Raw genomic sequence first — 24,589 nt, forward strand, 5'->3', positions numbered from 1 at the left:
CTCGCCGCACGATCTGCCTTCGCCATTTGCTGCGGTTTCCAATCAGGCGGGCGGGCTCGTATACTTCCGGACGCGTAACTGATGCCATCATCGACCACTTTTGCCCGCGTTAGTCGCGTCGCAAGCCGGATGTACGGACGGCTGTTCTCGGCGAATCCCTATCCGCTCTATAGATTCCTGCGCACGCGATATCCGCTGCTAAGGACGCCGATCGGGTTCTGGATTTCCACGCGCTACGACAACTGTCTCGACGTGCTGCGCGATAAGCGATTTCTCGCGTTCGATCTCAACGCGCTCGACGCCTTTCCGCCTGACGACGGGCTCAAGTCGATGCGCGAGGCGCTGAAGCACGCGATCGTTTTTCGCAATCCTCCCGACCACACCCGCTTGCGCCGGCTGATGACCACGTTCTTTTCGCCGCCCGTCGTTAACGGCTTACAGCCGCGGATTCAGAACATCGTCGATTACCTGCTCGACGCGGTCCAGGCTCGCGGCTCGATGGATTTGATCAAGGACGTCGCGTTTCCATTTCCGATCGACGTGCTTGCCGAGGTGATGGGCGCTGACGAAGCCGACAAGCCGATGTTTCGCGACTGGATGCGCACGCTTGGCGTGCCGCTCGACCCGGTTATCAGCGCGAACGATCCCGGCGTGGAAGTGCGCCAGGCGATCGCGGACGTGCGGCGCTACTTCTCGGAACTGGCCGCCGACCGCCGGATACATCCGCGCGAAGATCTGATCAGCATCATGGTGGCGGCCGAAGGACGCGGCGACCTGCAGACCGAGGAGGAACTCGTCTTCAGTGCGATGTTCACCCTGCTGGCCGGCCACGAGACCACGATGAACATGATCGGGAACGGGATGCTGGCGCTGTTCCGCAATCCCGACGCGTTGGCGCAATTGCGATCAGACCCGTCGCTTATCGAATCCGCGCTCGACGAGTTCCTGCGCTTCGACAGCCCGGTGCAGGTGACTTTTCGTACCGCGAGCGAAGATATCGAGCTGGGCGGCAGGACGATTCCGCGCGGCGAGCACGTGGTTGTCTTTATGGGCGCCGCCAATCGGGACCCGCTGCGATTTGCCGATCCGGACAAGCTCGACATCGCGCGGCCCGACAACCATCACCTGTCTTTCGGCGCCGGACCCCATCGATGCATCGGCGAAGTGCTCGCCAAGGTCGAAGGGCGGATCGCGTTCGAAACGATTCTTCGCCGGATGCCCAAGCTGGCGCTCGCCGATCCGAATCCGAAATGGCGTCCCGCGATGAGCCTGCGCGGCCTGCAGTCCTTGCCGATGACTTTCTGACGCCCCGCGGCGCGGAGATACGCGAACCCTAACCCCTAACCCCTTCCCGCGCGGGAAGGGGAACCGGTAGCAGAGAAGTCTTCCCCCAACCAAGTTCCAAACAGGGACGAAGTCCCGCATCTTCTCTTATCACTGGGTGCAGGGGTCACCCCTGCCCAAGGAAGCGTGAAACCCACGGCCGGGTTTCACATTAGATCAAGTGATTTACCATTCCCCTACAACGATGCGTAGACGGCGTCGATTAGCGCGGTCGCGCGCTGATCGATCAGCAAGCTCGTCTGCATCTTGTTCATCGTGTAGCCGAAGCCAATCTTCGCCTCGGGATCGGCGTATCCGAGCGAGCCGCCCGCACCCGGATGGCCGAACGACTTCGGATTCGGCCCGAGCGACGCGCCCGGTTGCGACATCATGAAGCCCTGCGAGAAGCGCGTGTTGAGCATCAGCAAGGCGTCGGGGCCGTTGGATTGCTCGAGCGAGCACTTCGCGATCTCGTCCTTCGACATCACGCGAACGCCGTTCATTTCGCCGCCGCGCGCGAGCGCGCCGTACAACTGCGCCAGCGAGCGCGCCGTGCCGTGCCCGTTCGCCGCGGGAATTTCGGCCGCGCGCCACTCGCGCGTGTTGACCACTCCCGGCCTCATCCCGCCCGGCGGATTCATGAATGCCTTGGCAGCCATCGATTCGGGATCCTTCATCACCTCGGGGAACATGTTCGGCTCGCCCGGTGTCGGCGGCGGCGCGGCGATCATGTCCGCGGTTCGCGCGTCATGCTTCGCGTCAAGACCGATATGAAAATCCGCACCGAGCGGACCGGCGATCTCGTCGCGCAGATACGAGCCCGGCGTCTTGCCCGAGATGCGCCGAATCACCTCGCCGACCAACCAGCCAAAAGTCAGCGCGTGATAACCGTGCCTGGTGCCCGGCTCCCACCACGGCTCCTGCTCGGCGAGCGCGGCCGTCATCGTGTTCCAGTTGAAGAGCGCGTCGTCGTCGAGGAGTTTGCGCACGGCGGGAAGACCCGCGCGATGACTCAACAGATACCGCACCGGCAGCTTGTCCTTGCCCGCCTGGGCGAACTCGGGCCAGTACTTCGCCACGGGCGCGTCGATGTCGAGCAGGCCCTTGTCGGCGAGGCGATGCGCGCAGATCGCGGTGACGCCCTTGGTGGTCGAGTAGACGTTGACGAGCGTGTCGCGCGTCCACGGCTTGGTCTTCGCCTTATCAGCATGTCCCGCCCAGATATCCACGACGCTTCTACCGTCGAGCATAACTGCCGCGGCGGCGCCGACCTCGTTTCGCTTCTCAAGATTCTCGGCGAACGCGTCCTTGACACGATTGAACTTAGGATCGCAGGTGCCTTCGATTTTCACCGCCATGAACAATCTCCTTGTCGAGAGCCGCGCCGTCGCGGCGAGCACTTGTCATATCACGCACATGAAATCAGGACCAAAAGGCGGGCTGCCTTACGCGATCGCGCCGCCGCAGCTCGAGCCCGCGCCCGCGGTGCATCCGAAACAATGCGAGGCGGTCGCGATGCGCGCGCCCACAAGCTCGCCGACGTCGTCGATATCCCAGATTGTCGACACGGCGCTGCCGCCGAGCGGGATTTCCAGCATCTGGTTGAAGTCGCAGTCGTAGAGCCGTCCGTCCCATCCGACGCTCACCAAGTCGCGGCACATCAGCGCTTCCACGGTCGCCGGGTTGAAGTGATTCACCAGCAGGCTCATGTACGCGGAATGGTTGCCGGCGCTGCGCAGTTGGTTGGCGAAGCGGGCGATCGGCATGTTGGTAATAGTGAGCAGGCGATCGAATACGATCCCGAAATTGCGCGCGAGCTCGTCGCGATACTGCGCTTCAAGCTCGGCCTGCGGCGGTGGAAGCGCCGCGCCGATCGGGTTGTACACGAGATCCAACCGCAGCTCGCCGCGCCCGAATCCGGCTGCATTGAGATGCTTCAACGCCGCGATGCTCTTGTCGAACACCCCCGCGCCGCGCTGACGATCCGTGTTCTCCGCCGTGTAGCATGGGAGCGAACAAACCAACTCGACGCCCGCGCGCCGATAGAACTCCAGCAGCCATTCCATGCCGGGTTCCAGCGTCACCGTCAGGTTGCATCGTACGATAACCGTGCGGCCGAGCGAGCGCGCCCGCTCCACCAGCATCGCGAAGTTCTCGTTCAGCTCCGGCGCGCCGCCGGTGATATCGAGCGTCTCGACTCGAGGACTCGCCGCCAGCACGTCGAGCACTCGCGCCGCCGTCGCACGCGTCATCCGCTCGGTCCGCCGCGGGCCCGCATCGACGTGACAGTGATGGCACGCCTGGTTGCACAGCTTGCCGACGTTCACCTGTATCGTTGCGGGCGATTTACGGCTGAGCGCGCGAATTCCGTGACGCGCCAACGTCGCCTCGAAGTGCGGGCCGGAGAGTGACTCAGGTGTCGCCGCCATCGCGCGATTCTAACACGCGCATCGCGCGGGCGTCACTGGCAAATCGCAGCCTGGTCGAATTTACGCGCTCCGAATCGCGCCAGGGGCAACTCGATTTCGTACGCCGGCGCAGTTTCCTTTGTGACATCGGCTAAGTTAAAGAAAGCGTTCATGAAGAAAAAAGAAAGCGAAAAGAAAAAGCCAAGCGAACGAACCTATCGCGGCGGATGCCACTGCGGACGCGTCCGCTTCGAGGTCAGGGGCAGTCTCGAGCGCGTCTCGGAATGCAACTGCTCGATTTGCACGAAGAAGGGCTACCTCCACTGGATCGTCGAGCGGACCGCGTTCCGGCTGCTTACGCCGTCCGACAATATCGCGGCGTACAGCTTCAACACGAAAACCGCGAAGCATCTCTTTTGCCCGAATTGCGGCGTCGCATCGTTTTATATTCCGCGCTCCGACCCCGAGGGCATCGACATCAACGTGCGATGCCTTGAAGGTGTGAATCTCAGCAAGCTCGAGCACACCCATTTCGATGGGCGCAACTGGGAGAAAGCCTTTCAGGAGCGCGAGCGAGTCGCGAAGTGAGGTCGAAGCCAGATTGATGGCGACGCTGGGTTTTCTGCGCCGCGATTTTGAAGTGTTCGCGATCGAAGGATTCAGCGCGCGCCTCGCGAAGATCGACGAACTGATCAACCCGCGGCTGAAAAGGCTGGGCAACGAGCTGGCGCCGGAACTGTCGCGAACACTGCGCATGGAATTCTTTCCGCACGTCGCCAAACACATGCGGCGCACAGCGAATCCTCCCGCTGAGACCTGGGTGGCGTTCGGCCCATCGCGCACGGGATACAAGCGCCACGGATATCTCGCACTGTGCATCTCAGCAGCGGGCATCCATGCGCGCGCGGTGGTGAAGACCGACGCCGACCAGCGTCCCGAGATGGCGCAGGCGATCAAGTCGAAGTCGGCTGACTTGGAGAAATCCTTTAGCGGGACGAAGATCCAGCAGTACCAAAACTGGGACTGTCGCGAATTGCCGCGGTCAATCGCTGCCGCCGCCGTCTTCTTCGACGGGCTCGCGGACGCGCTCGCGAGGAAATCCGGCGGCATCGACGTCGGCTTCGGATGGCCGGTGCGCGACGCTCTGACAGTCGATCGCGCCGAAGTGTTCGACGCGTTCCGCGAGCTCGAACCCCTCTACCGCGTGCTCTGCTCGGTCGCATCGTGACGTTGCGCGTCGCAACATTAGATAACGACCAATTGCTGAGCCGCGAGGGAACGATCACCCGGCTGGCATATTCCTGCCTGCTGATGGTGGGCATCAACAGTGGCTGGCTCGGCCCGTTTCTCCCGCAGATCTCTCGTACCGCTCATCTGCCGATCGAACGCGCCGGCTTGATCGTCAGCGCCTCGGCCGCCGGTTACTTCATCTCGGTGCTGATCGCCGGCGAGATCAATCAATCGCTGAGCGCGCAGAAAATCCTTGTCGGCGCGATGGTGCTGTTCACAGCCGGTCTGGCGGGACTCGCCGTCGCTCCCGGACTCGCGGGACTGCTGAGCGCCGGATTTCTGATCGGCTTGGCCAACGGCGGTATCGACATCGGCGCCAATGCCCTCATCGTCGAGCTCAATCGCGAGCGGCTCGCCTCCGCGCTCAACTACCTGCACGTGCTGTTCGGCGTCGGCGCATTGCTCGGACCTCTGATCGTGAGCGCCGCCTTCGCCAGTCGCGTGCCGTACTGGTGGGTGTTCGGCGGCGGCGCGATGGTCTGTGCCGCTATCGGACTTCGTCTGGGAACGACTCCGGCGCACGAAGTTCGCACGGCGCCGGCGCCCGGGGACGGCAAAGGACTCATCTCGATGCTCTCGCGTCCGCTGATTTGGGCGATCAGCGCAGTGATGTTCCTTTACGTCGGCGCCGAGATCGGAATTGGCGCGTGGCTCTTTCTTTACCTGCGCACGGCGAGCGCTTTGGGCCCGATGCTCGCGTCGTCGGGCGTCTCGCTGTATTGGCTTGGATTGGTATGCGGGCGCGCGTTCGGCGGACGATTAGGGCACCGCATCGCATTGCCGCGATTCACGATGCTGTCCTCGGCCCTATCTGCAGTTGCACTGCTGATATTGATCGCGGTCCCCACGGCAGGTGTTCTCGCCGCGACTTCCATCTTCCTTATCGGCTTCGGCTACGGCCCGGTCTTCCCCAACATGATCGCAGTTGGCGCGGCGCGGTTCCCAACCGAGGTCGGCAGGATGACATCGATCGTAGTAGCGGCCGGCGCGCTTGGCGCAATCCTCGCGCCGTGGATCATGGGCCATGCGATCGCCGACATAAGCCCGCGCGCAAGCATGGAAGTCGCACTGGCAGCCACGCTCGCAATGGCCGCACTAGCGCTCTCGCTACGCACGCTTGATCCCAGCCCTCTATGAAGCGGCGGCGGCAAACACTATTGTAGATGAATTGCTCAGCCGCGATTTTCGGCGCCCGCGTCGGGAAAACGGCCTCCAAGAAGGGATTCATGGCGAACAAAGGAAACTGCAAAGCGAAAGATTGCGCGCGCGAAGCGGTCGGCAGGGGCTACTGCCGGCAGCATTTCCGGCTCTGGAAAGCCGGCGAGATGCCCAAGGCGCGCTACAAAACCTGCACCTTCGAGAAATGCCGCAAGCATCGCCACGGCACCTCGAGCCTGTGCGACGAACACTTCAAGGCCAAGCACGGCAAGGCGGCCGAAGCGGCGGCAGCGCCCGCAGCCGAAGCGGCGCCCGCCGAGGCTCCGGCTTCCTGATATCGCGATAGCGTCCGCATCGCGCCCGCGTCGCGCGGGCAGCGTGAAAAAGTGACTTCCGATGGCTAACCTAATCATCGTGGCTGGAGCAGCGGGCCGGATGGGGCGTCTGCTGGTCGCGCTTGCGTCGCGCGATCCGGCGCACAAAATTGTCGGCGCGCTCGAAGCGCGTGGTAACAGCGCGCTCGGCACCGACGCCGGCGAGCTCGCCGGCGTGGGCAAGCTCGGTGTGAAGATCACCGACGACTATGCGTCGATCGCAAAGCCCGACACCGTCACGTTGGACTTCACAACCGCCGCCGCGTCGATGGAACATCTCGAAGTCGCATCGAAAGCGGGCGCCGCGATTGTCATCGGCTCGACCGGTTTCACGCCCGAGATGGAAGCGCGCGCGCGCGAGCTGGCGCAGAAAACGCGCACCGTGATCGCACCCAATATGAGTATCGGAGTCAACGTGCTTGCAAAGATCGTCGCCGAGGTGGCGGCGATCCTCCCCGACTTCGACGCCGAAGTTCTCGAGATTCATCATCGCACCAAGATCGACGCGCCCAGCGGGACCGCGCTTTCGCTCGGCAAGGTGATCGCGTCGGCGCGCGGCGTGGAATTCGCGCCCAATGCGGTCTTCGGCCGCGAAGGAATCACGGGCGTCAGGCCCGATGGCAAGATCGCGGTGCTCGCGATGCGCGCAGGCGACGCGGTCGGCGATCATACCGTGATATTCGGCGGGCAGGGCGAACGCCTCGAGCTCACACATCGCGCGCAGAGCCGCGACTCGCTCGCGCGCGGCGCGCTTCGTGCCGCCGGCTGGCTGGCAGGCCAGAAGCCGGGGCTCTACACGATGCGCGACGTGCTCGGAATTTAATCTCTCTTCTCACCCGTTCCCCTTTCCACCATTTGAAGGGGAACGGCAAAGTCCGGTCCCCCTTTCCGCTCGGGAAGTCTCGCGTTGCTCGCGTCGTCAAGATGACAAACAAGTGCGATGAGACCGCAACCTGATGAGGCAAAAGTGGCGCGCGAGGCGCGTCTGTTGGATCTGATCGCGCGTCTCGTCCACAAGCTGTGGATTCGCGTCATCGGCGCCATTTGAAAAGCCTTGGTCGGGCAGCCGATGATACTCTCTCGTCCGTGCTGCGCTGTAGGGAGGGGAAATGTCCTTCGCGTCAAATTGGCTAGAGGAATTAGTCGCGGAATGGCTCGAGCTTGAGGGATATCTGGTCATGATGAGACCTCCAGTGCATCTTCCCGGTTCGCACGGCGGACGTTTCGAACCCGACGTAGTCGGTGCGCGAATTCGAGAAGGGAAACTCCAAATTCGTCATTGCGAATCAACTGTGGCGTTCGCAGGGAATCCCGAGTACGAGGAGCAGCGGGTCAACAAGAAGTTTCAGCTACCACTCAAACAGCGAGTATATGAGCTGTTCTGTGTTCAGTTCGGAATTCAGAAAGACCCGGGCTATGACTACGCGCTGAACTATGAGACCTGGGCAGTTTATGGTTACGCGTCACGACCCGTAGAAGCTCGCTTGGGGGCGATTCAGGGTTTGATCCTTAAGAAAGTAGACGATCTGATCGCAGATGAGGTTATCGAAAGCCTTGCCAACTGGGGCGAGGAGCGTCAGACCGACCAGTACGCCACCCTCGATCCCACAAGACAAGTGGCTGCTCCAGATGCTCGATTACTTGGTAGTCAGAAGCAATTACACGTGGGGACCAAGAGGAGGAAGCGAAAAGGTTTAGGTGGCGAGAAAAGCATAGCACGAAGTGGAGACTAGGCGGGAATGGCCTACAAGACGCACGGAAACTTCGCATCTACGTCAGACCGGCTTGCGAAAATCTCCCTCTTCTATCACCGCGAGGCCGAGCGCTGCGCGAATAGTCGGGCCTATTTCGCCGCGTGCATCCTCACTGGCGCGGCGCTCGAAGCGTTCTTGCTGTCGATGTGTTACGTAGAAGACCGTGCGGTTAGGCGCACGCTAACCCATAAGAAAAAGAAATTCAGATCCAAGAGGAACAGATTTTTCGAGTTCAATCTATATCAGCTTATCAGCATTGCTGGTGAGCTGAAGTGGATTCCGGCCAAGGAAATTCGGTTGAACGGACGTAAGACGACTCTGGAAGAATTGCTGCACGCCGCAAGGCAGACAAGAAACACGATCCATCCTGCCGTGTGGGCCAAGGAAGGCGGACCGAGTAGGGCGCACAAGTCGACCTACGAATTCGTCTTCGAGGTCTTCGACGTGACGCGGGAATGGCTGCTCCACCCTGTGCACACTAGTCTGCGCCGCTCGCTATACCGATCAGAGATGATCAAGGGCTCTGCCGAGTCCTTAGTCCTCGAGCCTGTCGCGCCGGAAATTGCGGGCGCTCTTGTTGACACTCATGACTGAAGCCACATCGGTTATCCTGGGCGCGCTGGTCGGCGCGGTGGCCGGACTCGCGGGCGGCGGATTTGCGGCCATCGCTTCATTACGCGCGAGCCAATTGGCAGCGCGCGCCCCTTTGGGTTCGATTTTGCACGAGATCAGCAATGCGCTGATAGGAATGAACGCAACGAGAAACACACCGTCATACTGGGAGCCCCGCCGAAAGTTCGAGCGGAGATGGCAAGAATTCTCAATCCAACAGCGAATCCTCTGCCCGAGTGAGAGGATCTCGAGCCTCATGGACCTCGTGCGCGCAATCGGGAGGAACGAGTCAGACCCTCCCGAGGCCCTTTTGAATCTGGCTGGCCAGACGATGGAAAAGATTACGCAGATGGTTGGTGCTTATAGTAATTCTCTCTTTCGATTTCGGGCTCGGAGAGAAGAAGCCCGAATCATTCGGCGCTGGTTAGCAAGCGAGCAAGCTAAATTGCTCAGCGAAGTGGTCCGAAAACAACTCGCAAAATTGGAATAAGAAACAACGAGTCATCGCGCTCTCTTCCGACGACGCTGAGCCGAGTACGCTTGCGCCGCGGGACTTCCGTGAAACTGCCGGAGCGTCTCTTCCACAGGCTTTGGATTTACGTCATCGGCGTCATTGTAGGCTCGCCCGCTGCCCGAGATCCTTCTTTGCGCTCGCGTCGCTCGCTTCGTCAGGATGACAGATGAGACGCTCTAAAGATGCGACGTGTGACTAGGCTCGTGCTCAGGCGGCACGTGCGGCGCGGGCGGCGGTTCGCCCATCTCGGCGCCTTCGTGATCGAGCATCGCCCATCGCTCGACCAGCTTGACGCCGAGTCCGCGATGGCCGCGGATGAAGTAGGTCGCCATCGCGATCAGCGCGAGGATATTTCCCGCTACGATCTTCCACCATCCTAGGACCTCGAGCGCCGACTGATCGATCAGCGAAACGAACCCAACAAAGAAAACTTCGAACACCGCCAGCAGCAGCAGCGCGCCGAGCACCATGAACGGTTCCCACTCCGAGGCGGCGAGCAAAATCGCGAGCGCCAGCCCGAACATGACGAACGCGAAGAAGTGCAGAATCGAGTAGCCGAGCACCAGCGGCAGCGTCGCCTGGATGCCGTCGCTCACACCCGCGCTACGAAAGACCATCGCGCCGAGAATCGTCGGCGTGTGAAACGAATTGCCCGAGGCGAGGTCGTAGGCCATGAACCAGATGGCGACGACGATCCCGCCCACCAGTCCGGCCGTGATGCCTTCGCGTGCGACCGCGATCCAGCCGCCGAGCAGATCGAACGCGAGCCTGGGATGTCGCCAGAAAAAGTACGAAAGCATCGCGCCGGTCGCCAGCAGGTTGCCGACGATGATGCCCCACCACGTGAGTTCCACCATCACGTTCGGCCCGAGGAACAGCACCACCGCGATGAAGAACACCTCGAAGGCGACGAAAAAAATTGCCAGCGAGAAGAGCAGCGACGATTCGGTCTCGCAGGCTTCGAGCAGCAATCCTCCGGCGATGCCGAACGCGATGAAGGCAGCGAAGTGGATCAGCGAGTATTCCAGCGCCAGCAGCCTCAGCCCGTGTTGAACCTCGTGACTGTGCGAGCCGTGAAGAATCGTCGCCGCCAGCAGCGCGGGCGTTTCCAGCGCGTGGCCGCGAATGACGTCGAAGATCAGAAACCAGAAGGCGACGACCAGCGCGCCGAGTAGCCCCGCGACCGCTCCATCGATGATGATCCGCGTCCTCGAGTGTTCCATCTTCCTCGTCACGCGACGGCCCGGACGGACCCGAAAACAACCTCGTGCTACTCAACTAGTAACGCACAAGATCCGCACCCGGCAAGCGTCACGAACGCGCCCGCACGATGCGCAACTCCGGCGTCGAAGCGGGCACGACAGGAATGTCGCGGTCTTCGCGCTGCTGCCATTTATAGAAGATGAAGGTGAAGACGATCATCAGGTAGGTGCCCTGCCCGATCCACATGATCAGGCCGCCGAGCACCTGGTCCTCGAGCGGCTTGAGGCCCCATCCGTGCGCGCCCTCGGTGTACCACGGATAGATCACGCGGGTCGCGAGCGTGATCGGCGCGGCGACCGCGGTCATCGGGATCATCAGGAGGAACAGGTAAAGGATTTGCGCCGGGTACGGCAGGCGTGGCAGCTCTGGGAGAGGACTCAGGATCGGCCACCACAGCAGAATGCCGGACACCATGAAGAGCAGATGCAGGAAAATGTGAAAGTTCTCGTCGCGGCACATGCGATCGAAGATCGGCGGAAAGTGCGCGCTGACGAAGACTGCCGAGAAAATCAGGAACGCGACGACCGGTTGCGTGAGTAGACGTGCGACGGGCTTGATCGGTTTGCTGAGTACCCACGGCCGCAGCATCCAGCCCGGCGTGCCGAGCAGAAGCAGCGGCGGAATCACGAACGTCTGCATCAGATGCTGCAGCATGTGCATCGAGAAGATCCGCGCGTCGGCGAGCTCGTCAAGCTCGCTGTGCGCGTAGAGGATCGCGCCCATAGCCACGGCGAACCACATCGCCTGACGCCGCGTCGGTCTGCGGCCGGCCGCACGGCATGCGCCAAGGTAAATCGCGATCAAGATCGCGACGCCTATCCGTATGCTCGGATGTTCTCCGAAAATATCCATTGCCAAACGAGCCGCTATCCGAGCGGCGCCATGTGATTCGACAGATACGCGAACAGCAGGATCAGCGAGACGAGCAACAGCGTCGCAATCATCAACGGAAAGATGAACACTCCCGTCAGCAGCCATCCATCGTACTTCAAGTGCATGTAGAACATCGCGACCAGCGCGAACTTGGCCGCGGCCAGCACGATCAACACCGGCACCAGCACGGGACGGAGCGCGTGCACGTAGAAGACCGTGATCTCCATGGCAGTCAACACGACCAGGAACGCGGCGATGATCAGATACGTCGCCGCTCCGGGATGATGAACCTGCCCGCTGTGGGCGTCCGCAATATCGCTCATGCTCCAGGCACCGCCTGCATCAGATAGACGAGAGTAAAGATGATGATCCACACGACGTCGACGAAATGCCAGTAAAGCCCCGCGAGCTCGACCGACGTCGCGCGCGACTTGCCGAGGTTGCCCGTCATCGCAGCGACCAGCAGCACCGACAGCCAGAGGACTCCGATCGCAACGTGCGCGCCGTGAACCCCGACCAGCACAAAGAACGACTGTGAGAACAGGTTGGTCGTGAGTCCCATGCCCTCGTGCATGAAGCTCGTGAACTCATAAACCTGGCCGCAAAGAAAAATCAGCCCGAAGAGTACCGTGCCGCCGAGCCAGATTCGCTCCCATCGTTTGTCGCCGCGCTGCGTGGCCGCGAGCGCCAGCACCATCAGCAGCGAACTCATTAGCAGGATGTAGGTGCTGAATGAGGTCAACGGGATGTTGAGAATTTCCGGCCCCGGTCCGGTGACGCTGCGCGCTTTGTAAACGATGAAGGTCGAGATCAAGCTCGCGAAGAACACGCACTCCGAGCCGATGAATGACCAGATGCCAATTTTGCGCACGTCGATTCCGCCCGACGACGGCGCATGCTCCGGATCGTGCGACTCTTCGCCGAAGTCCGCGTACTCGAATCCCATCCCGATAATCGACAGCACTGCGACCACCGCACCGATGATGACGATGCGATACCAGTCGATGATTAGACCGAGGCCCATCATGCCCACGCCGAGACTCAGCACCAGCGGGTAGATCGAAGGCGCCGGCATGTGAATGTGCTCGACGTCGAGCGGCTGACCGGGATGCGGTTGCGACGGTGCCTGCCCCGACATATACGCTGCGACGCCGCGCGAGCCGGCTCGCCCGTATTTGATTATCCACCATGCGTCGCGGCCGCGGATTTGCGGAATCGTCGCGAAGTTGTACGCCGGCGGCGGCGACGGCGTGGACCATTCGAGGCTGCGTCCGTCCCATGGATCGGCGGGCGCGCGCTCTCCGCTGACGAGACTTTTGAAAATGTTGAAATAGAAAAACAGGAACGCGATGCCGAGGATAAACGCGCCAACGGTCGCGAGCTGGTTGAGATGCGTCCAGCCCATGTCGGCGCCATACGTGTACGTGCGCCGCGGCATCCCCCACATCCCTAGAAAGTGCATCGGGAAAAACGTGATGTTGAATCCGACGACCGTCAGCCAGAAGTGCCACTTGCCCAGCCGCTCGCCGAGCATGCAGCCGGTGACCTTCGGCCACCAATAATAGAATGCCGCCATGATCGCGAACATCACGCCGCCGAACAGCACGTAGTGAAAGTGCGCGACAACGAAGTACGAGTCGGTCTGCTGGAGATCGATCGGCGCCGACGCGTGCATGATTCCGCTGAGTCCGCCAATAGTGAACTCGAGGATCATCCCGAGCGCGAAATAGAATGCGGTCGTCATGCGCAGCGAGCCGCCCCAGACGGTCGCGATCCAGCTGAAAATTTTCACGCCGGTGGGAATCGCGATCAGCATCGAGGTTACCGCGAACGCCGAATCCGCGACCGGCCCCATCCCCGTCGCGAACATGTGATGTCCCCACACGCCGTACGACAGGAATGCGATCAGGCAGATCGAATACGCCATCATCGGATAACCGAACAGCGGCTTACGCGAGAACGCCGGAATGACTTCCGAGATGATGCCAAAGGCCGGCAGCGCCATGATGTACACTTCGGGATGTCCGAACAGCCAGAACAGATGCTGCCACAAAATCGGCGTCGCGCCGGCGGATACGATGTAGAAATGGGTGTCGAAGAAACGATCGAAGAGCAGGAAAATCAGTCCGATCGTGAGCGGGGGAAACGCGATCAGAATCAGGATCGACGTCACCAGTAGTGACCACATGAACATCGGCATGCGCATATAGGTCATGCCCGGCGCGCGCATTGCGATGATCGTCGTCAGAAAATTCAGGCCTGTGAGCACCGTCGAGGTGCCCGACACGAGCAGCCCGATCACCCACCAGTCGATCGCGAGACCCGGCGTGAAGTAGCGCTCGGTCAGGTTCGCGTAGCCGAACCATCCCGCATCGGGAAGGCCTCCGCGAATCCAGCCGAGATGCAGCAGGATTCCCGCGACCAGCGCCATCCAGAAGCTCAGTGCATTGAGCCGAGGGAACGCAACGTCGCGCGCGCCTATTTGCAGCGGAATCATGAAGTTGCCGAAAAATCCGAGCAGCAACGGCATCACGACCAGGAAGACCATCGTCGTCCCATGCATCGTGAAAAACGCGTTGTAGACCGCCGCCGACAGTGCGTGATTGTCGGGAGTCCACAGCTGTACGCGAATCGCCATCGCTTCGAGTCCGCCGAACGTCATGAAGAATAGCGCACTGGCGAGATACATCACGGCGACGCGCTTGTGATCGATCGTGGTGAGCCAACCGACGATTCCGCCGCCTTCGAGGTAGCTCGGCTGATGCACTGGCAATGGTTTCGGTTGCGCAGCCATTCGGCGCTCCCTATTTCAGACTCTCGAGATACGCGACCAATGCGTTCAGCTTCGGCCCCGGTAGCAGCAACGGCGGCATGTTCGCGCCCGGTTTGATTTCCTGCGGATTCTCGATCCAGTTCGCGACATTCTCGGGCGTGTTCTTCAGTACCCCGGCGGCCAGTGTGGTGCGGCTGCCGAAATGCGTCAGGTCAGGTCCGATGTATCCTTTTGAGACGCCCCGGATCATGTGACAGGTTGTGCACGGACTGTCGGCGAAAACCTTCGCGCCATCCGTCGCCAACTGATCGCTCGCCGGAGTCGTGACAGGCCCCGCCAGCTGGTCTCTATCCCACTTCGCGAAATCATCCAGCGAATCGACGAAGGTCCGAAAGCGCATGTTCGCGTGCGACAGGCCGCAAAACTCCGCGCATTGCCCCGGATACATTCCCGGCACGGTCGCGACAAACGTCAGCTCGTTGATTTGGCCGGGCACCACGTCGCGTTTGCCGCCAAGTTGCGGCACCCAGAAGCTATGGATGATGTCGGCGGATTCCAGCGACAGGCGAATCGGCCGGTTGACGGGAATATGCAGCTCATTGCCGGTCTTGGCGCCGTCCGGATAGTCAAACTCCCACCACCATTGATGCGCGAATACTTTGATCTCGAGCGCGCCCGCGGGTGCGACCGCCGGCTGCGAGCGAAAGATCGTGCGTATAGTCGGCACCGAGATCATCAACAACACCAGCGTAGGGCCGAGCGTCCAGGCAATCTCAAGGCCCAAGTCGGACGACGCGGTCGAGGCAGGCGCCGCTTCGCCCACTCGCGAAGAGAACACAAACACTGCGAGGATAAACGCGGCTACTACGATCGCCAGGATGATCCCGTCCCAGACCGTCACATCTATGAAAAGACTATGAATCCACTGCGCCAGATCCGACTTCGGCGCGAGAGTCGTCATCGGGCGGTCGGCGTCCGAGCATCCCGAAATAGCCAATGCAATAGCCACTCGCATAGCTATCGAGGGGATCGAGTACCTATTTGAACCGCGCCCGATCATTCCGCGCCGTCTCCAAACGGCTCTCCGGAGGTCGCCGCCTGCGCGACGCGGTTCAGTCCCGGCACCGCCGAAATGAGGAACGCGCCAAGGAAGGCGATCGAGATCAAAAATTGCGTCAGCCCAAACGGAATCGCGTCGAGCGAGAGCGACGGAACTACCAGTACGTAGCGTTCCAGCCACATCCCGACGAGTCCCAGTCCTGCCACCGAGCCGAGAATCAGTGGCCTCTTCTTGGCGCGCACGCTCATCAGCGCCGTGAACGGAATCAGCCAGATTAAAGCGAGGCACGCCACGGACAGCGGCGACCACGGCATGTGATGTACTCGCTGAACGACAAAGAAAGTCTCGACCGGCAGATCGCCGTACCAGATCACGATGTACTGCGCGAACACGAGATACACCCAGAACACCGAGAACGCGAAGACCATTTTGCCAAAATCGTGCATCACGATGGGATTCGTGAAGAGGTTGTTCTCCCCCAGCCGAGCGCGCAGGACGACCGCTGTGAGAGCCATCGCGGTCAGCGCGCTCCAGAAAGCGCCGGCGAAAAAATACCAGCCGAAAAGCGTGCTGCGCCAGACCGGCGCGAGCGACATGACGAGATCGAATGAGATCAGCGTGTAGACGACCGCGAACAGCACCGCGACCAGCGGGGCAAGCACTCGTATCGAATGCGGTGGCAACTCAATGTCGTCGGTCGCGATCGTCCAGGCACGCGCGTCATCGCCGCGCGAGACGCGAATGAACGCGAAGCTCGCGGCCGCCATCACCCCAAGCCCGATTCCATCGCGCGCAAAAAGAAACGGAGTGTTCAGCCATGCTGCCTTCTGCGCTATCGGATGCGTCACCCACGGAAAGATCGCGCTTCGGCCGAAGTACAATCCAAAAAAAAGAAAAAATCCGACCCACAGGAATGGCGCGAAGGCTTCGCCGAGGCGGTACAGCGTCGAACCGCCCCACTTCGCCTGCGTCAGGTAGAACGCCGCGGATGCGACGACTCCGCCTTGCGCGACGCCGAGGAAGAACAGCAGATTGACGAGATAGGCCTCCCACGCGATCGCGGCAGCGCCTCGGATTAACGCCGACGCGAACGCGATCACGCCGATAGCGATCATCGCACCTGCCACGGTTTGCAGCGTCATATCGGCCACCGACTCGACTGCCTGCGGCTTCGCGGCTGCGCGCTCGCGATGCGCCCGCTTTGGATTGGTGCTCATCGCTGTTTACTGGACACCTTCACGAACGATCTCTTCCGCCCCCGATTCCCTCATCATCGACTCGACGCGCGCCGCTTCCGCCTCGTCGCATCGAACCATGATCCCAAATCGATCCTCGCCGAAGCGCCCGTTGTATCCCGGTGCGATCTCTGTCGCGGGAATCCCCGACAGCATCAGCACTCCCAGGAAGCCAAAGATTCCGCCGAACAGGACCATCAACTCGAAGCAGATGATGATGAACGGCGGCCACGACAGCAGCGGCTTGCCACCGGCGTCGAGGCGCCACTCGTAAGTCGTTCCGATCGTTATCGCGAGACCGGTAAGGATGCCCGAGATTCCGCCCATCAGCACGATCCATCTCACCGGGCTCTTTTTCCGGCCGATTGCATGTTCGATTCTGTGGCTTGGAATCGGCGAGAAGGTGTTGAAGTCGCCGACTTGCGCCGCGCGAAGCTCCTCGATCGCATGCGCGCATTGTGCGTCATCGGCAAACGAACTTATGATCGCAATCGTGCTCATGCGGCTTTGACCCGATCCATCTTCAGCGCCTTGCGCAGCCAGACGATCCCCTCTTTCAGTTCCGTCATCGAAATGATCGGCAGGAACCTAGAAAACAATGAGAACAAACCGAGGAACCACGCGAAGCTGCCGATTGTGATCATGATTTCAGTAACCGATGGACGGTAGCTCGCCCACTGCGAAGGCTCGAAGTTCGCCGTCAGCGAACCCGCGATAATCACGAAACGCTCGAACCACATCCCGATGTTCACGAAGATTGTGATTACCCACAGCGCCCGCAGGTTAACCCGGATGCGCGGTGAGAATAACAACAACGGGATTACGCAGTTGCACAACACCATTACCCAGTACATCCATCCCCACGGCCCGAAGTAACGCATGTGGAAGGTCATCTGTTCGATCGGATCGCCCGTGTACCAAGTCATGAACGCTTCAGTGATGTACGCATACGAGACGACCAGCGAGGTCAGCAGCACGACTTTTGCGAGATTGTCGAAATGCCACTCCGTGAGCAAATCCTCGATCCCCAGCAGCCTGCGCATCGGGATTAGCAGCGTGATAACCATCGCGACTCCGGAAAAGATCGCGCCGGCGACGAAGTACGGAGCGAAGATCGTACTGTGCCAGCCGGGGTTTATCGCCATCGCGAAATCCCATGACACGACCGAGTGCACCGACAGCACCAACGGAGTCGCCAGACCGGCCATTAGCAAGTACGCCATCGAGTAATGGCGCCACTGGCGATCGGTACCCTGCCATCCCATGGCCAGCACCGTGTAAAATTTCTTGCGCCAGCCGGTCGCGGCCTCGCGCGTGTTCGCGATGTCGGGAATCAGTCCCATCGTCCAGAACAGCGAACTGATCGTCAAATAGGTACTTACTGCAAAAGCGTCCCATACTAGTGGCGACCGGAAATCGGGCTGTAGGTATCGCTGATTGGGGTATGGCAATAGCCAGTAGAACAACCACACGCGGCCTAGATGGATTAGCGGGAACAGCCCCGCAGTAGCTACTGCAAATATAGTCATCGTCTCAGCGGCACGGTAAACCGCGGTGCGCCACTTGGTGCGGAACAGGAACAAAATCGCGGAGATCAGCGTCCCCGAGTGCGCGATACCGACCCAGAAGACGAAGTTAGTAATGTAGATTGCCCACATCACGGGTTGTTGAAGGCCCGTCACCCCCAGCCCCGAGTATATCTGCCGCAACCAGAACCCGGCCGCGATCGCCACCAGCGTGAAGCAGAATCCGATCCACGCCCAGTACGCCATGCTCGCCGGTTCCATGATACGCAGCACGCTGCGGTCGATGTCGCGGTAACTTGGCTCGATCGGTATTTTTGGCGCCGCTGCCACTCAGGCCTTGCCTTTCTCGCGATAGAGATCGCGCAGATAGGTGATTGCCGGTTGCGTGTTGAGTTCTTGCAGCGCGCGATAGTTGCGCAGCTTGTTGTCATCGCGCCGCCGCATCATCGCGCTCGCAGGATCGTTGCTGTCGCCGAAGGTGATTGCGCGCGTCGGACACGCCTGCTGACACGCCGTGACGATTTCGCCGTCGCGCAACTGGCGGTCCTCTGTCTTCGCGTTGAGCTCGGCGAACTGGATTCGCTGCACGCAGAACGTGCATTTCTCCATCACGCCGGCGCCGCGCACCGTCACGTCGGGATTGAGTTGCAGGTTGAGCGGCGCGGGCCACTCCGGCACGAACCAGTTGAATCGGCGCACCTTGTACGGACAGTTGTTTTCGCAATAACGCGTGCCGACGCATCGATTGTAAATCTGGCCGTTGAGGCCTTCCTGAGTGTGATACGACGCGAACACCGGGCAGACCGGTTCGCACGGCGCGTGATCGCACTGCTGGCACAGCATCGGCGCGAGGTACAGTTGCGGCGCCTCCGTAGCTTCCCTTTCATTCGGGAAGTAGCGCTCGATCCGAATCCACGACATGATTCGCCCGTTATCGACCCCTTCCTTGCCGACCCACGGAACATTGTTCTCCGCGTAGCACGCGGTCACGCATGCGCTGCACCCGGTGCACGCATTGACGTCGATCGTCATGCCCCATTTGTGCCCCGCGTATTTCCACCGCGGGTACATCTCAAACGGCCCGGTGACCTCTTCCGCCTCGCTTTTCGGGATCTCGCCGCCCGCGAGCTGCTCGATACTCATCGCCTCGACAATCGAGCGCCCCATCATGTCGCTCTTGCCCAATGGCGAAACGAGCTTGCGCTTCTCGCCCGTCGCGCGCGCTATCACTGCCGCATAAGTCGCACCCGCTGCCAGTATCGCCCACGCATTTGCGCCGACGTCTTTCGCATAACGGCCGTACGCGCGATGGCCTTGCCCAATCGGCACCGCGATAACGCCGGGGCGCACTGTGCTCTCGACCAGGACTGGCGCCTCGATCACGCCGTGCTCAGTTTTGATCTCAATGATGTCGTCCTTGGCAACTCCCAGCTTGCGTGCGGTCTCGGGGTGTATCTCGGCCCAGCTGTCCCACACGAGCTGCGTGACCGGCTCCGGCAATTCCTGCAGCCAAGGCTTGTCCGCGCCGCGCCCGTCGTAAAGAAAAATGTGCGGATATGCGTACACCGAAAGATCCATCTGCGCCGCGGTCGGAACGGGCGCTTTGAACGGAGACGTGTCGAGCTTGAGCGCGGATAGATGCTGCTCCTCGAACAGTCCGCCCTCGCGCCGGACTTTCGTCCAGAAATCTTTGGGATCCGTGCTGTCCGCTTTAGAAGCCAGCGCGAGCCATTCAGCCTTGACCGCCTCTGCGGTGTTGGCCCATGGAATTTTCGCGCTCGATGACTTGGCGGCGGCCGCGAGCAGGATGTCGCCGACCGGCTTGCTGTCGAACACCGGCTGCATCACCGGCTGTCCGAGTCCCCGAATTCCCGAGCGCGGCGCCGTGTCGCGCCATGATTCGAGTGGATGATGCGCCGGCAAAATAAGATTCGCCATCGCAGCCGTCTCGTCCGGCACTCCTCCCGCCCACACGACGAGCGGCACTTTTTGCAGCGCCTCGGCAATTCGCGCCGACGCGGGCATTGTGAACACCGGATTCCCGCCCGCGATGAACACCGCATCGATCTCGCCGCCGCGCATCGCGTCGATCACCGCGTCCACTTCATCCGGCGTATTGGTGTCTTCGGCCGGCGAGCCTTCGAAGAACATTATAGTCTTGCTGAAATTGCCGGTGACCGAATTGAGGATCATCGCGGCAAGATGCGCCGACGAGTCGTCCGTGCCTGCGATCGCCAACGCACCGTCCGCCTTGCCGAACGTCTCGCCGAGTTGCGTGATCGTCTCGACCGGCACTCCGGTGCGCGCGCTCGTCGCGGCGGGATCGAAATTCTCGACCGCCTTGCCGAGCGCCGCGAGATCGAAGCCCGAGTTCTGCGAAACTTTGCCCTGCTTGAGCAGGACGTTGAGCACACTCCAGGCAACGTCGGCTTGCGCTCCAGGAGCCGTCGCAATCCATTCGTCGCACTTCGACGCCGTCATGCTGAGCCGCGGGCCAACGTACGTCGCGCGTCCGATAGTCAGCGTGCCGCGCCGCTTCTGCGGCGTGCGGAACAGCGAATATTGGCGCGCGAGTTCCACCGGTGATTGCCACGTCTCAAGAAAGTCCGCGCCGAAGGAAATCAGCACTACGGCCTGATCGATTCGATAGGCAGGCAGATCGCGACGGCCAAAGAGTGTCTTCGCCGCAACCCGCGCCGGTTCGTTGTTGATTGCCTCGTAAAATATCGCGCGCGACGAATTGTGCGCGCCGACGAACTCGAGTGCGATCTTTCTGAACGTCGGCCCCTGCGGCGCACCGAAGAACGCGACGCGATCCTTGCCCGCCTTCAACGCCGCCGCCAGCCGCTCGCCGAGCATCTTCTCAGCCTCGTCCCACGACACAGTTCGCAACGTACCGTCACCGCTGCGAACCTGCGGATGCGCCAGCCGGTCCGGACTATACAGGCCTTGCGGGGCAGCCTGCCCTCGCGCGCACAAAGCGCCCTGCCCAATCGGATCCGCTGGATTTCCCTCGAGCTTGACGACGCGCCCTTCGCGGATTCGCGCTACTACGCCGCATCCTGCCGGGCACTCCGCGCAGGTCGTCGCAAAAAAACTCGGGACACCAGGGACTACGTTCTCGTCGGGCACCACGTACGGAATCAATTTGCGCGCTGCGGGCTCGCAGCCGGGGAGCGCCGCCGCCGCGCCAGCAGTCGCGGCCAGCTTGATGAACGCTCGCCTGGATATCGACGGTCCTTCGCGCATCCGATTCCTCACTCAGTGATGACAGCCCACGCAGTCGAGCGTCGCCTTTTTCTCGGTATGACAGTCCACGCAAAATCCCATGTTGATCTCATGCACCGGCACGACACGATCCATCGTTTGCACCGGGCCGTGACAACTCTGGCATTCGATACCCGCATGAATATGCGGTCGATGCGTGAAGCGCACGAAGTCAGGCAGTGTGTATACGCGATTCCACTGGATCTCGAACGCTGCCGGCGTATCGTCCGTCCACGGCCGCATCACCGGCTGGATTCCCCCGCCCGCAATCCCGTTGCCGTGACATCCCACGCATCGCGCGACTGCGGGAATCCCCGGTTCCGACGATCGCCCCGCATAGGCATGGCAATACTGGCAGGGAATTTTGTTCACTCCGGTGTGTACCCGATGGCTGAAAGGTATCGGCTGGACGACGTCCGCCCGCGGCGCCCACGGCCGCTGCGAGAGAGCAATGGTTGCCGCGCCCAGAACGAGCATCGAGATGGCAAGCAGCAGCACTATCCGGTTTATGCTCACGATCAGGCTTGTGAATAATCCCAAAGAGCGCCACTGCGCCACCACGCGATAGTTAAAATTTCTAACAATACGATCGTTCTCAATCAAGTAAAGTTAATGCTACCGGCTGTACGCGACCCTCAGATCGTCGCGCCCGCCTGTGGATTCCCATTGTGCGAGAACGACGATTTATTGCGGCAGGTAGTTCCGGCGGTGTGGAAAGTATGTTACTTACGAGTAGTTCATCGTGGTCTAAGGCTGTTTCGACAGGTGCAAATCAAGACTGCTTCCCGACTAAGATTTTTGCCGCCCTACCTTTTCGCGGAACTTGACCGCCTGAAGAAGGAGGTCGCGAGCAAAGGCGTTGACGTTATCAGTCTCTCGATTGGCGACCCCGACCTGCCGACTCCGCGCCACATCGTCGAGTCCCTCAAGCGCGCCGCCGACGACCCCAAGAACCACCGTTATCCTGACTACGAAGGACTGCCGCAATTTCGCGAGGCCTCCGCGCAATGGTACCGGCGCCGTTTTGGCGTCGGCTTCGACTCTCAGCGAGAAGTCTGCGCTCTGATTGGCTCCAAGGAAGGTATCGCTAACTTCTCGACCGCCGTCGTCGATCCCGGTGACATCGTGCTGATTCCCGATCCCGGTTACCCAGTCTACTACTCGGGATGCGTCTTCAACGGCGGCGAACCGTATTTTCTGCCGCTCAAAAGAGAGAACGCATTCGTTCCCGATCTAGCCACGATCCCCGCTGAGGTCGCGCGCCGCGCGAAGATGCTCTGGCTGAACTATCCCAACAATCCTACAGCGGCGACCGTTGAGCTTTCTTTCTTCTGGGACGCCGTCAAATTCTGCCTCAAGCACGACATTATCCTCGCGCACGACAGCGCCTACTCCGAAATCGCCTACGACGGTTATCGCTCGCCAAGCGTTTTCCAGGCCGACGGCGCGCGGGATTGCGCCATCGAATTCCACTCGCTCTCCAAAACCTTCTCGATGACCGGGTGGCGCGTCGGTTTCGCAATCGGCAACGCGGATTTGATCGGCGCGCTCGGCAAGGTCAAGACCAACATGGATTCCGGCGTCTTCCAGGCCGTGCAGGAAGCCGCGATCACCGGGCTGGAAGGCGGCGACGGCGACAAGCTTGCCGAGTATTGCGCTATCTACAAGGAACGCCGCGACCTGCTCGTCACAGCGCTGCGCGCGCTCGGCCTCGAATGCGAGAATCCGCGCGCGACGTTCTACATCTGGACCAAAGTTCCGCGTGGCTACACCTCGGTTTCATTTACCGAGCGCGTATTGAAGGAAGCCGGTGTCGCTATTACGCCCGGCTCCGGGTTCGGCAAGGGTGGTGAGGGATGCGTCCGCTTTTCGCTCACGAGCGGGCGGTTGGTCGAGGCGGTGGACCGACTAAAAGCGCTACGGTTGTAACGGCGGGGATGCCCAATCGGGCTTTCATCGGAATAGGCAGTAATCTAGGCGATCGAGCCGCCAATTATCGCGAGGCGATTCAACGGATCGCGTCGATCCCGGACACGAGGGTCGTGCGCCAATCCTCGATCTACGAGACCGAGCCGATGGGCGATCTCAAGGGCGCGTTCCTCAACGGCGTCATCGAAGTCGAGACCGAGCTATCCGCCGAAGTCCTGATGCGCCGCCTGCTCGCACTCGAGCGCATCATGGGCCGCAAGCGCGTCAAGGGACGCAAGCAGACGCGCGGCAAGTACCGCCCGCGAATCATCGATCTCGATTTACTGTTCTTCAACAAAGAAACCATCGACACGCGTATTCTGAAAGTGCCGCATCCGCGCCTTCATGAGCGCCGCTTTGTGCTTGCCCCGATGAGCGAACTGGCGCCCGCGCTCATCCATCCGAAACTCAACGCGTCCATTTCCGAAATGTTGGCGGGACTCAAGTCGCCATTTCGTGTTACCCTTGCGAGAGCGGACCTGCTGAGGCCGCAACCCACGAAAAAAGAGGCATCCCGATGAAATACTTTATCGATACAGCAGAAGTCGCCGAGATCCGCGAGGCCGCCAGCTGGGGACTAATCGACGGCGTCACCACCAATCCATCGCTGATGGCGAAAACCGGACGTCCATATCACGACGTGCTGAAGGAGATTTGCGAGATCGTCGACGGCCCAATCAGTGCGGAAGTAGTAGCGACTGAAGCGTCCGCGATGATCGATGAAGGCGAGAAACTCGCCAAGCTCCACAAGAACATCGTCGTAAAATGTCCGATGATAGTGGAGGGCCTCAAAGCCACCCACGCTCTCGCCAAGCGCGGCATCCGCGTAAACGTAACTCTGATCTTCACCCCGCTCCAGGCATTAGCGGCCGCAAAGGTAGGCGCCTCGTTCCTGTCGCCATTCATCGGACGCCTCGATGACATCGGCCAGGACGGCTTCGAAATCGTAGCGCAGATGCTGCAAATCCTCTCGAACTACGACTACCCAGCCGAAGTCCTGGTAGCCTCGGTCCGCAACACAACTCACCTCCTGCGCGCAGCCGAAGTAGGCGCCGACATCGCAACAGTCCCGTTTGCAGTGCTCAAACAGACGCTGCACCACCCGCTGACAGATCTGGGCCTCGAACGCTTCCTGGCCGACTGGCGCAAAACCAACCAGAAGATCTGAATCGCGCGGCTCCGCGTCCGCAG

At 61.0% G+C, this 24,589-nt stretch carries 23 protein-coding genes; 11 read left to right on the forward strand and 12 right to left on the reverse strand.

What is annotated here, in order from left to right; all coding sequences use genetic code 11:
- Positions 1-81: 81 nt before the first annotated feature.
- The gene (locus VJX68_RS03115; protein ID WP_324094186.1) at positions 82-1,305 is read left to right on the forward strand and encodes a cytochrome P450; all 1,224 of its coding nucleotides are present in this window, start codon (positions 82-84) and stop codon (positions 1,303-1,305) included.
- Between the two features lie 215 nt (positions 1,306-1,520).
- On the opposite strand, the gene VJX68_RS03120 is transcribed toward VJX68_RS03115, so the two are convergent.
- Entirely contained in the window at positions 1,521-2,681 is a 1,161-nt protein-coding gene (locus VJX68_RS03120) for a serine hydrolase domain-containing protein (RefSeq protein ID WP_324094187.1), read from the reverse strand.
- Positions 2,682-2,768: 87 nt separating this feature from the next.
- Positions 2,769-3,752, reverse strand: coding sequence for an arsenosugar biosynthesis radical SAM (seleno)protein ArsS (gene arsS, locus VJX68_RS03125; protein WP_324094188.1), 984 nt, complete (start codon positions 3,750-3,752; stop codon positions 2,769-2,771).
- Between the two features lie 150 nt (positions 3,753-3,902).
- Here arsS and VJX68_RS03130 point away from each other — a divergent pair, with 150 nt between their 5' ends.
- From VJX68_RS03130 to VJX68_RS03160, 7 genes are all read left to right on the forward strand, one after another.
- Positions 3,903-4,319 carry a GFA family protein gene (locus VJX68_RS03130; protein WP_324094189.1) on the forward strand — a complete coding sequence of 139 codons (417 nt, stop codon included), beginning with the start codon at positions 3,903-3,905 and terminating at the stop codon, positions 4,317-4,319.
- A 16-nt stretch (positions 4,320-4,335) separates the two neighbouring features.
- On the forward strand, positions 4,336-4,959 hold the full coding sequence (locus VJX68_RS03135) for a DUF1054 family protein (protein WP_324094190.1): 624 nt from the start codon (positions 4,336-4,338) through the stop codon (positions 4,957-4,959).
- A 32-nt stretch (positions 4,960-4,991) separates the two neighbouring features.
- Positions 4,992-6,158, forward strand: a complete 1,167-nt coding sequence (locus tag VJX68_RS03140; RefSeq protein ID WP_324094191.1) for an MFS transporter — start codon at positions 4,992-4,994, stop codon at positions 6,156-6,158.
- Positions 6,159-6,247: 89 nt separating this feature from the next.
- Entirely contained in the window at positions 6,248-6,514 is a 267-nt protein-coding gene (locus VJX68_RS03145; RefSeq protein ID WP_324094192.1) for a hypothetical protein, read from the forward strand.
- Positions 6,515-6,575: 61 nt separating this feature from the next.
- Entirely contained in the window at positions 6,576-7,376 is an 801-nt protein-coding gene (gene dapB, locus VJX68_RS03150) for a 4-hydroxy-tetrahydrodipicolinate reductase (protein WP_324094193.1), read from the forward strand.
- Positions 7,377-7,662: 286 nt separating this feature from the next.
- Positions 7,663-8,286 carry a hypothetical protein gene (locus tag VJX68_RS03155; RefSeq protein ID WP_324094194.1) on the forward strand — a complete coding sequence of 208 codons (624 nt, stop codon included), beginning with the start codon at positions 7,663-7,665 and terminating at the stop codon, positions 8,284-8,286.
- A gap of 6 nt (positions 8,287-8,292) precedes the next feature.
- Positions 8,293-8,901: a hypothetical protein gene (locus VJX68_RS03160; RefSeq protein WP_324094195.1), complete on the forward strand. Its 609-nt coding sequence runs from the start codon at positions 8,293-8,295 to the stop codon at positions 8,899-8,901.
- Between the two features lie 708 nt (positions 8,902-9,609).
- Here the strand turns inward: VJX68_RS03160 and VJX68_RS03165 are convergent.
- The 10 genes from VJX68_RS03165 to VJX68_RS03210 all read right to left on the reverse strand — a co-directional run bounded on the left by VJX68_RS03165 (position 9,610) and on the right by VJX68_RS03210 (position 21,946).
- A complete protein-coding gene (locus VJX68_RS03165) occupies positions 9,610-10,656 on the reverse strand; it encodes a hypothetical protein (protein ID WP_324094196.1) in 1,047 nt (348 codons plus the stop codon).
- Between the two features lie 88 nt (positions 10,657-10,744).
- Positions 10,745-11,548, reverse strand: a complete 804-nt coding sequence (locus tag VJX68_RS03170) for a cytochrome c oxidase assembly protein (protein ID WP_324094197.1) — start codon at positions 11,546-11,548, stop codon at positions 10,745-10,747.
- A gap of 14 nt (positions 11,549-11,562) precedes the next feature.
- Positions 11,563-11,892 carry a cytochrome C oxidase subunit IV family protein gene (locus tag VJX68_RS03175; RefSeq protein ID WP_324094198.1) on the reverse strand — a complete coding sequence of 110 codons (330 nt, stop codon included), beginning with the start codon at positions 11,890-11,892 and terminating at the stop codon, positions 11,563-11,565.
- Complete coding sequence (gene ctaD / locus VJX68_RS03180) at positions 11,889-14,363, reverse strand: cytochrome c oxidase subunit I (protein WP_324094199.1); 2,475 nt, start codon at positions 14,361-14,363, stop codon at positions 11,889-11,891. Before ctaD ends, VJX68_RS03175 begins: the two co-directional genes overlap by 4 nt.
- Before the next feature lie 10 nt (positions 14,364-14,373).
- Positions 14,374-15,351 (reverse strand): cytochrome c oxidase subunit II, encoded by a 978-nt coding sequence (gene coxB / locus VJX68_RS03185; RefSeq protein WP_324094200.1) that lies wholly within the window; start codon positions 15,349-15,351, stop codon positions 14,374-14,376.
- Positions 15,352-15,398: 47 nt separating this feature from the next.
- Entirely contained in the window at positions 15,399-16,619 is a 1,221-nt protein-coding gene (locus VJX68_RS03190) for a hypothetical protein (RefSeq protein ID WP_324094201.1), read from the reverse strand.
- 6 nt (positions 16,620-16,625) lie between these two features.
- Complete coding sequence (locus VJX68_RS03195; protein ID WP_324094202.1) at positions 16,626-17,138, reverse strand: DUF3341 domain-containing protein; 513 nt, start codon at positions 17,136-17,138, stop codon at positions 16,626-16,628.
- On the reverse strand, positions 17,135-18,493 hold the full coding sequence (nrfD, locus tag VJX68_RS03200; protein ID WP_324094203.1) for an NrfD/PsrC family molybdoenzyme membrane anchor subunit: 1,359 nt from the start codon (positions 18,491-18,493) through the stop codon (positions 17,135-17,137). Before nrfD ends, VJX68_RS03195 begins: the two co-directional genes overlap by 4 nt.
- Positions 18,494-21,412: a molybdopterin-dependent oxidoreductase gene (locus VJX68_RS03205; protein WP_324094204.1), complete on the reverse strand. Its 2,919-nt coding sequence runs from the start codon at positions 21,410-21,412 to the stop codon at positions 18,494-18,496.
- A gap of 12 nt (positions 21,413-21,424) precedes the next feature.
- Entirely contained in the window at positions 21,425-21,946 is a 522-nt protein-coding gene (locus tag VJX68_RS03210) for a cytochrome c3 family protein (protein WP_324094205.1), read from the reverse strand.
- Positions 21,947-22,195: 249 nt separating this feature from the next.
- Between VJX68_RS03210 and VJX68_RS03215 the strand changes: the two genes are divergently transcribed.
- The 3 genes from VJX68_RS03215 to fsa are packed head-to-tail and all read left to right on the forward strand — an operon-like array spanning position 22,196 to position 24,566.
- The gene (locus VJX68_RS03215) at positions 22,196-23,359 is read left to right on the forward strand and encodes an LL-diaminopimelate aminotransferase (RefSeq protein WP_349255880.1); all 1,164 of its coding nucleotides are present in this window, start codon (positions 22,196-22,198) and stop codon (positions 23,357-23,359) included.
- 8 nt (positions 23,360-23,367) lie between these two features.
- The gene (folK, locus tag VJX68_RS03220) at positions 23,368-23,919 is read left to right on the forward strand and encodes a 2-amino-4-hydroxy-6-hydroxymethyldihydropteridine diphosphokinase (RefSeq protein WP_324094207.1); all 552 of its coding nucleotides are present in this window, start codon (positions 23,368-23,370) and stop codon (positions 23,917-23,919) included.
- A complete protein-coding gene (gene fsa / locus VJX68_RS03225; protein WP_324094208.1) occupies positions 23,916-24,566 on the forward strand; it encodes a fructose-6-phosphate aldolase in 651 nt (216 codons plus the stop codon). The genes folK and fsa overlap by 4 nt, the downstream gene beginning before the upstream one ends.
- The last annotated feature ends 23 nt before the right edge of the window (positions 24,567-24,589 follow it).

Source organism: Binatus sp. (SeqCode), assembly GCF_035272065.1.
Taxonomy (GTDB): domain Bacteria; phylum Desulfobacterota; class Binatia; order Binatales; family Binataceae; genus Binatus.